The organism is Mesorhizobium sp. M7A.F.Ca.CA.003.01.2.1, assembly GCF_003998945.1.
Taxonomy (GTDB): Bacteria; Pseudomonadota; Alphaproteobacteria; order Rhizobiales; family Rhizobiaceae; genus Mesorhizobium; species Mesorhizobium ciceri.
In genome coordinates this window covers 1-1254 of the sequence record NZ_RZRA01001241.1, presented here as the reverse complement: position 1 = coordinate 1254, position 1254 = coordinate 1, and the positions used below count along the sequence as shown (strand labels likewise).

Below are 1254 nucleotides of genomic sequence, written 5' to 3'. Positions count from 1 at the left end.
CCACGCCAGCGGCCAAGACTATGGTGCGATCGCACCATATCAAAGGTTGTATCCAGCCGAGACAATGGCGGCGTTCGATTCCTCCCTTTCCAGTTACGGGCGGGAGCAGCGACCGCCGGCATGAGACAGCGTCAACCTACCCCAACGGACCTGTTTTCGGCGATGGCCCGGCCATGACACCGTCTGGCTGAGAGCAACGCGCTCCCGTCCGGCTTTTTTTCGTAAAGGCCGGCTAACCCCAAATCGCTGGCCAATCTCGGCCCCAAGCGGAGCAAGTCTCTGATTCCGGGGACAAAGCCGGGCTGCGTGTTCAGTGCCGGCCAGGCGGCGTTTTGCTCATCGCGATGACGCGTTACCGGGGTGACATCAAACTGTCATGCGACTGTTATAATCGAAGGCTATTGGCCTCAGCGGGCGCCGACTGACGAGCGCCGAGAGACCATCTTCCGAACAGGAGCAGGCCACATGAAGAAATTCCTCTATACGGCGTCGGCCGCTGCGCTTGCGCTCGCCGCGTCGTCCGGCTTCGCCGCCGCGCGCGACCAGATCCAGGTCGCCGGATCATCGACCGTGTTACCTTATGCCAAGATCGTTGCCGAGCAGTTCGGCGAAACGTTCACCAACTTCAAGACCCCGGTCGTCGAATCCGGCGGCAGCGGCGCCGGCATCAAGGAATTCTGCAAGGGCGTCGGCGAAGACACGATCGACATCGCCAACTCGTCGCGTCCGATCAAGGCGGACGAACTCAAGTCCTGCGCCGCCGCCGGCGTGAAGGAAGTCCAGGAAGTCCGGATCGGCTATGACGGCATCGTCTTCGCCACCGACATCAAGGGCCCGGACTGGGCGCTGGTTCCCGCCGACATCTACAAGGCGCTCGCGGCCAAGCTGGTCGTCGACGGCAAGCTCGTCGACAATCCGAACACCAAGTGGAGCCAGGTCAATCCGAAGCTGCCCGACTGGGACATCGCCGCCTACATTCCGGGCGAAAAGCACGGCACGCGCGAAGTGTTCGAGACCAAGCTCCTCGATGCCGGCTGTGACAAGGCTGCTCTCAAGGCCGCCGGCATTGCCGACGACAAGGAAATCGGCAAAACCTGCATTGCCATCCGCAAGGACGGCAAGGCCGTCGACATCGATGGCGACTATACCGAGACGCTCGCCCGCATCGACTCCAACAAGACCGGCGTCGGCGTGTTCGGCCTCGCCTTCTATGAGAACAATGCCGACAAGCTGAAGGTCGCCACCGTGGAAGGT

The 1254-nt window shown here is 62.0% G+C and carries 1 protein-coding gene; it reads left to right on the top strand.

Going from position 1 to position 1254, the window contains the following annotated elements:
- Positions 1–465 precede the first annotated feature (465 nt).
- A partial coding sequence (locus EN969_RS31595; RefSeq protein WP_127419761.1) for a substrate-binding domain-containing protein occupies positions 466–1254 on the top strand: 789 nt, incomplete at its 3' end.